The organism is Bacteriovorax sp. DB6_IX (assembly GCF_000447775.1).
Lineage (GTDB): Bacteria > Bdellovibrionota > Bacteriovoracia > Bacteriovoracales > Bacteriovoracaceae > Halobacteriovorax_A.
The window spans coordinates 1-6,881 of the sequence record NZ_AUNJ01000339.1 but is presented as its reverse complement, the minus strand read 5'-3'; the positions used below and the strand labels follow the sequence as shown (position 1 = coordinate 6,881).

General features: G+C 39.2%; 8 protein-coding genes. 4 read left to right on the top strand and 4 right to left on the bottom strand.

What is annotated here, in order from left to right; translation table 11 throughout:
• Positions 1–14 precede the first annotated feature (14 nt).
• From M901_RS10360 to M901_RS10345, 4 genes are read right to left on the bottom strand one after another with little or no spacing between them, the layout of a single operon-like run.
• Positions 15–1,793 carry a M3 family oligoendopeptidase gene (locus M901_RS10360; RefSeq protein WP_021278145.1) on the bottom strand — a complete coding sequence of 593 codons (1,779 nt, stop codon included), beginning with the start codon at positions 1,791–1,793 and terminating at the stop codon, positions 15–17.
• Positions 1,790–2,569, bottom strand: coding sequence for a prolipoprotein diacylglyceryl transferase (gene lgt / locus M901_RS10355; RefSeq protein ID WP_021278144.1), 780 nt, complete (start codon positions 2,567–2,569; stop codon positions 1,790–1,792). The genes M901_RS10360 and lgt overlap by 4 nt, the downstream gene beginning before the upstream one ends.
• Before the next feature lie 9 nt (positions 2,570–2,578).
• A complete protein-coding gene (locus M901_RS10350; protein ID WP_021278146.1) occupies positions 2,579–3,046 on the bottom strand; it encodes a DUF2489 domain-containing protein in 468 nt (155 codons plus the stop codon).
• A 12-nt stretch (positions 3,047–3,058) separates the two neighbouring features.
• On the bottom strand, positions 3,059–3,961 hold the full coding sequence (locus tag M901_RS10345; protein ID WP_081653426.1) for a radical SAM protein: 903 nt from the start codon (positions 3,959–3,961) through the stop codon (positions 3,059–3,061).
• 67 nt (positions 3,962–4,028) lie between these two features.
• Here M901_RS10345 and M901_RS10340 point away from each other — a divergent pair, with 67 nt between their 5' ends.
• The 4 genes from M901_RS10340 to M901_RS10325 form a co-directional block, all read left to right on the top strand.
• Entirely contained in the window at positions 4,029–4,334 is a 306-nt protein-coding gene (locus tag M901_RS10340; protein WP_021278148.1) for a hypothetical protein, read from the top strand.
• The gene (locus tag M901_RS10335) at positions 4,276–5,013 is read left to right on the top strand and encodes a ceramidase domain-containing protein (RefSeq protein WP_198295388.1); all 738 of its coding nucleotides are present in this window, start codon (positions 4,276–4,278) and stop codon (positions 5,011–5,013) included. The genes M901_RS10340 and M901_RS10335 overlap by 59 nt, the downstream gene beginning before the upstream one ends.
• 40 nt (positions 5,014–5,053) lie before the next feature.
• Positions 5,054–5,893 (top strand): RluA family pseudouridine synthase, encoded by an 840-nt coding sequence (locus M901_RS10330; protein ID WP_021278142.1) that lies wholly within the window; start codon positions 5,054–5,056, stop codon positions 5,891–5,893.
• A 75-nt stretch (positions 5,894–5,968) separates the two neighbouring features.
• On the top strand, positions 5,969–6,881 hold a 913-nt coding region (locus tag M901_RS10325), incomplete at its 3' end, for a hypothetical protein (protein WP_021278149.1).

Here is a 6,881-nt window from a genome sequence, read left to right as displayed (position 1 = left end):
CCCCTACTTATAATCTATAAAGATTCAAATCGATTTACGGCCTTGGCAACGATATCAAGACTATCTTGCCAAAATTCGGCCTCTTCAATATTTTTCCCGAGATGCTTCTTGATAAGATCTTCTGCAGTCATCGATCCAGTATCTCTTAGAATTCCGTTATACAACTCTACGAATTTATCTCCCATTTTATCTTTTTGCGCATAAATCCCTAAACTAAAGAGATATCCAAAAAGGTATGGGTAGTTATAAAAAGATAACCCTGAAATTGAGAAGTGAAGCTTTGATGCCCAGAACATTTCATCATATTCAGTTAATGAATCTTCATACCATGTTTGCCAAGCATCCTTCATAAGATCCTTTAGCTCATTAGCTGAAAGCTCCCCTTCCTTTCTCTTATCTACAAGAAGCTTCTCGAATTCATAACGAGAAGGGATATTACATAACATGGCCTCTGCAGAAGATGCGTCTTCCCAACAAATTTCAAATCTCTCCTTGTCCGTTTTTGCATTTTCAAAGAGGTAATCACGAACGAGGGTCTCTGCAAAAATAGAAGCCGTTTCAGCAAGGGTCATTGGATACATTGTCTTTGAATAAGGCATATCTCTCATAACCCAATTATGATAAGCGTGACCTAGCTCATGAGCTAAAGTCATAATATCACCCATTGAACCATTATATGTCATAAAGACTCTTGGCTCTCTGAGCTTTGCAAATTTAGTACAGTAGGCACCAGGCTTTCTCGCCGGAGTTGGCTTAGCATCAATCCAGTTCTTATCCCACATCATCTTGGCAAACTCCCCCATCTCCGAAGAGAAAGAGTTGAAGGCCTGGATAATCATTTCCATTCCCTCAGTAAATGTATAAGGAGTAGACTCTCCTTCTTTTACAGGTGGAGATGCAAGAAGATCCCAAGGGTTTGCCTTTTCTTGTGATCTCGATTTGGCCATCGCCGTTAGAGCTTTTTGACCTGTTAAGCGATTCTTATATGTTGTCTCCATGAGAGCATCGAGAGTTTGTCTCGAGATTCTCGCACTATGAGTCGCCACATCAAGAGCATGAAGTTCACGTCCAGCTCTTTGCGAACGAGTTTTCATATCTTCGTTTCGCCAACCATTAATTCCATTTAAAATGGCCGCAGCACTTTGCTCTGCCTCAGTCCAAGACTTTTGAATTGCTCTCCATGAAGCTTCTCTTAAAGCAGGATCACTTCCTCTTAAATTAGCAGCTGCATTTGCATAACCAACTTGCTCTCCATTCACCTCACAAGTCATATTTCCTGAAATGGCATTATAAAGTTTTCCCCAAGCATCGATCCCATGAGATCTAAAACCTGCGAGAATCCCCTCTTCTTCATCAGATAGAGTAAAGTCTTTATTAAGACGAGAGTGTTTAATTAGAAATTCATGCTCTTTACAATCTTCGTCACTTAGGACTTTCTCAATATCTTGATCAGAACATTGCATAAGAAAAGTATCAATTGGCTTTGTGGCCTTGAAAATATCAGACCAGATAATTGAAAGCTTTGATTGTAACTTCAAAGCGTCCTCATCTTTAGAATCAACACTTGTAATAGAACTTAGGTATGTTGCTAATTGACTTAACTCAATTACAAGTTCTCTTCTGAGCTTCAAAACATCTTGCACGATTTCGATAGATTGAGTTTGTTTAAAACTCTCCATCAATTCTTGAATATTTGAAACATCACTCTTTGAAGTTTCTAAGAGTTCATTAATAGCGGGATCATTAAGATCCTTAAAAATATGGGAATTATCCCAAACAGTACAATCATTCATATAGACCTCTTAATTTTTAAAATCAGTGCACCAACAAAAATCATTAGTAAGCAGTACACTTGTCCAATAGTAAAATATCTTAAAAGATACCCGATCTGGGGATCCGGCATTCTAAAGAATTCAACAATAAATCGACCAACTCCATATCCGATAAGAAAGAGTGCACTTAAAAAGCCCTCTCGAGAAAGTTTCTTCTTTAGCAACCACATCATCGCAAAGAGTAGGAGTCCCTCTAATAGCGCCTCATAAATTTGAGAAGGATGCCTAGGACTAGTATCATAGAGCTTTGGAAAAATCACGGCCCATGAGACATCTGTGACACGACCTGCGAGTTCACCATTTATAAAGTTTGCGATTCGTCCAAAGAATAAAACAAAGGGAGTTACCAAGCACATGGTATCAGCGAAGGACCAAAAATTTCGTCCTAATTTTCTTGTGTAGTAAAGAGTCCAAATCCCGCAACCGATTAGGGCGCCGTGAAAACTCATTCCTCCCTTCCATATCGCGAGAATATCTTGAGGGTGCTCGAGATAGTGATTCAAGTTATAGAAGAGAATATAAAAAACTTTTCCTGAAAAGAGTAAGACAAGAAAACCATAGAAGAGAAAGTTTTGAAACTCTTCGAAATTAATCCTACTAATGCCCTTTTTAACCAAATAGCGAACACTAAAATAAACCCAAAAATAACCTAGGAAGTAGACAAGCCAATACCACGGAAATGGCATTCCAAAAATTTCAAAAGCAATGGGATTCAGATTATGGACATAGTAATTCATTAAAAAACATTAGTGAGCTTCTAATTTATTTAGCAACTGCTCACATTCTGTTTTTAAATTATCCATGTAACGATCTTCGATGGCAAATCTTTGCTTATCTTCAGCAAACCTCTCCTGCTTTGAAAGTGCCTTGCGTGCCTCATGTGTCTTAAAATTTCTGATTTCTTCATACATATCAAAGATATGGGGATAATCTGTATTTGAAACAAAATCAACGCGATCAATCAACATTCTCAACCTGATACAAGCCTCTGACGCTTCACATTGTTTTTGTAGAAAGGCCATTGAGATGGTTTTTAAACTATCTTTAACAAAGGCAATTCGCTCTTCTTCTTTTTTGACGAAGTGCTCAACCTCTTTTTTTCGCTGCTCAGTTAAGCGCTTAAGCTTCATATAGTAGAAGCTTACTCCAATAGAGAGGATGAAAATAACTGCAACGAGAATTCCAGCATAAATATAAAACTCTTTTTGTGACATATTCTTCCTTTCCTACATATGTGCCGGTTTCGGAGGATAGGTTCCAACCGGTGCTTCTTCATACCAATTCTCTAGCAAATTCACAATCTCTTCTTGGTCATCAGGCAGAGTTCCACCAATGGGATACATATTAGAGACATGGTTTGTTCTAAATAAAACTCTTCGAGAAAAACTCGCTTTATTGAGAATATCTCTCATCTCCCCTAAGAGTTCTTTAACTGTTAACATCTCGAATCCTCTTTCAACCATACGGTGATAAGGTGTCCCTGGCACCGGTATTGTTGTTAAGAATGAGAGATAGTTTGGTGAAATGGCACTTAGAACTTTTGCTGTCTCTTCAACATGGGAAGTCGTAAACTTCTGACCTCCCAGGCCTAACATGGCAATGACAGAAAGCTCAATCCCCGCATTCATAAGCTTAATGCTGGCCTCAATCATCTCCTGAGCGGTATTTCCTTTGACTGTTAGATGAAGAACTTTATCGCAACCAGACTCCAATCCCAGATAGGCAATCTTGAGTCCAAGCTCACTTAGTCGCTTTAACTCTTCCTCAGTTTTTTCAAGCATATTCTCAGCAGTTGCATAAACTCCGACTCTCTTAACATCAGGAAAGAGTTCAGCAATCAGTTTCAGTGATCTCTCCAAACTCTCCATAGGAGCCCCAAGAGCGTCTCCATCACAAAGAAAGATCTTCTCTGGCAACTGCCCAATTCTGTTGTAATAATCTGCGGCCTTTCTAATATCTTCCAGCACCTCTGAATCAGGGCGAACACGATAGGTTTTTGAACGGTACATATTGCAGTAAGTGCACTTATTATTCGAACATCCAATAGTTTGCTGAATTAACAGGCTGCGTCCTTCAGACGGTGGCCTAAAAACAGGTTCATCGTAAACAATGGGAAAGTTCCAAAACATCGATATTCCTTTGAGCTCAATGAGTCTTATGATACTTTAACTATAGCCCGTCTAAACGGAGGGATTTATGAGTGAATATATAACGGAGCCATTTGAAGATAAAGGAAAATATCAAGTCCTTCCTAGTGCGGGGAGAGCCTTCTCTATTATCTTTGACAATAAATCAGAGGCCCACAAATTTTCTATTTCCCTTATGCTTGGAGCTGCGCCAAGCCCTAGTCAGTCTCCCGACTTCTACACTGAACTCAAAACGGAAAATGGGACGAGGTATTTGGAAGTGGCACCACTGAAGAAGGTGGAAGAAGAAGCGGGTTTTGATATTAGCGAATGTTGCCAATCTGGCTGCTCAGGTTGCCCATATTATGGCCAATAACCCTTGGGACCAATTCGAACGCCTTCACTGCTTTCCTAAAAATTGCAATTGTGAGCCAATGAGATTCGGAGAGCTCATTCTCCAACCCATGGCCGTTATCACTAGTATTCCCTACTCCTTGGTTGGATTTCTAGCTCTTTTCAAACTAAGAGGGACTCAATTTAAAAGACTCCAATTCCTGGCCTGGATATACATCTTTCAAGGTATAGCAAGTGCCTTTCTCCATAGCTCATTTATAAGTTTCAGCCGCTATATGGACTTTGGGGCCATCTTTTCGATCCTCGCTTGGATCATCTGCAATATAAAATTTCCCAAAGAGCCTATGAATAAATTTCTATTTAAATGGTTTATTCTCGCTATAGTTCCAACCTATTTGATTAGCGTTTTTAAGGAGCGATTTGCACTCATTTTTGCGGTTTACTTTCTTATAACAGTCCTCATCTCTTGGAACCATTATAAAGAACATCCACAAAATAAGCAGACAATAGACTATCTTTTAACCGGGATTATCTTTGTTATCGTAGGGGGACTCTGCTTCATTCTCGATAGATCGAGACTCATGTGCTTTGAGCAGTGGCACTTCTACGGTCACTCCCTCTGGCATATCCTCACCTCCTTGGCCATGTACCAGGTCTTTCAATATTTCTTATTTCATGAGAAACGCGCAGAAATTTCATAGGCGATTGCCAAGTAACGAATTTTTGACTATTTAAGTCCTTGTGAAAAATCTACCAAAGTCTAAGAAGACATTCTCATTTAAAGTTACTGAGGAAACTCCCTATTTAGAGCTCCTTGCTGAAAATACACCTTTTTCAAAAGTTGCCCTAAAAAAGCTCTTTGCAGCTGGTGCCATTTGGATAAACGAAGGAAAAACCGATCGAAAAGTCCGAAAGGTTAAAGGAACTTTAAAGGCCGGTCAAAAGATTAAACTCTATTTTGATCCAAATATTAAACCCGTTGATATGGATACCCTAGAGTGTATTCACGATACTCACAACTGGGGTGTTTGGTATAAACCAGCAGGCCTGCTATGTCAGGGAACGAAATATGGTGATGAGTTTACTCTACTTAGACATGTTGAAAAAAGACTAAATAGAATGCCATACCTCGTCCACAGACTTGATAGAGAAACTTCAGGCCTTATCATTATGGCCTACGATAGAAAGTCTGCGAGGTTCTTTAGTGAGCAAATTCGTGAAAGACAGATTCAAAAGTTCTACCAAGCAGAAGTTCTCGGTCAAATCGCCGACGATCAAGGTGAGATCAATGCGCAGATAGAAGGTAAAGAGGCCATCACAAAGTATCGAGTTCTAGAAAGACGTGAAAATAGTACGATAATTGAAGCACAAATTATTACGGGTCGTAAGCATCAGATTCGTGTGCACTTCACAGATCTCGGTCACCCTGTTCTTGGAGATCCTCTCTACGGAGAAGAGAACTCCCACCCAGAAGGTCTTAGACTTGTCGCCACGAAGCTAAAGATGAGAGAGCCAGGAAGAAAGCACTGGATGAAGATTCGACTCACAGATAAGTACTTGTTATTTAAAGAGCCTGTCTAAGGCTTTGACATATAAGTATTTCAGCAAATTCAAAGAATCCCCCTAAGCTCATCTTGGTTCCTATATATTTGATATATGTATCAAAGAACCGCAATGGCCATTTTAATGACTGTTTTTATCACTCTTCTTTCTTGTCAGAAAAAAGAAGAGCGCACACTTGTCATTAATCAAGTTGAAGCCCCATCGCAATCTGCAAGTGGTGGTGTTATCGATGGTGGAGGTTCAGGTTATGAATATCCAACAGAACAAGATATTCAAGAAACGCTTCAAAAAGCTTTAGAACAAATCTCAACAACAGAAGAAGGAATGAATTTCTCTGTTCATCTCGTAGACCAGCTCGCGATTGAATATAATGGATATGAAGATAAAATCGAAAACCTCACTTTCCTTCAAAAAGTTCTTGTCGAGCTTGTAGGACTCCCGACAAGAATCCAAATGAGACGCAGAAAGCTCTGTGAAAGAAAGGCTGAAAGAAACTGCGACTCTCTTTATCCTCTTAAAAGACAAGGCTTAGGAACAATCGTCAACTCAGACAATGTAGAATTAAAACAAAAATGTCACGATCTCTACCATAGAGAAAGAGTTGGAGCCGTTAGTAGCTTCTCTAAAGATGCCCAAATCTGTCTCTCTCTAGAACAACTTAAAAAAGTCCCTACCATAAGCTTACATAGAAGTATCCTTGCCCTTCTCTTTCACGAGGCAAGTCATATGCTCAATTACAAAACAGAAAAAGAGGCTGAAATTATTGAAAACTATATTAACTCTGAGTATGAATATATCAAGTCTTTGATGGATGGTTTAGCAGATTCTGTATCACTAGAGAGAACAAGGAATAATTTAGCTCTAAGGAGAATTAAGGATCATGTCGAAGTTCCTCTTAAGGCCTATAAGAATGCCTCAAACAATCCTGACGCTTTCCAGTTTTGGGAATATGAAAATATTAGATACGATCTAAAGTACTTTGATATCAGCATAGTAGAGAAATCGC

What these genes read in the sequence shown, in the direction of transcription:
- M901_RS10360 (WP_021278145.1), bottom strand. Translation starts at nt 1,793, where the DNA reads ATGAATGATTGTACTGTTTGGGATAATTCCCATATTTTTAAGGATCTT.
- lgt (WP_021278144.1), bottom strand. Translation starts at nt 2,569, where the DNA reads ATGAATTACTATGTCCATAATCTGAATCCCATTGCTTTTGAAATTTTT.
- M901_RS10350 (WP_021278146.1), bottom strand. Translation starts at nt 3,046, where the DNA reads ATGTCACAAAAAGAGTTTTATATTTATGCTGGAATTCTCGTTGCAGTT.
- M901_RS10345 (WP_081653426.1), bottom strand. Translation starts at nt 3,961, where the DNA reads ATGTTTTGGAACTTTCCCATTGTTTACGATGAACCTGTTTTTAGGCCA.
- M901_RS10340 (WP_021278148.1), top strand. Translation starts at nt 4,029, where the DNA reads ATGAGTGAATATATAACGGAGCCATTTGAAGATAAAGGAAAATATCAA.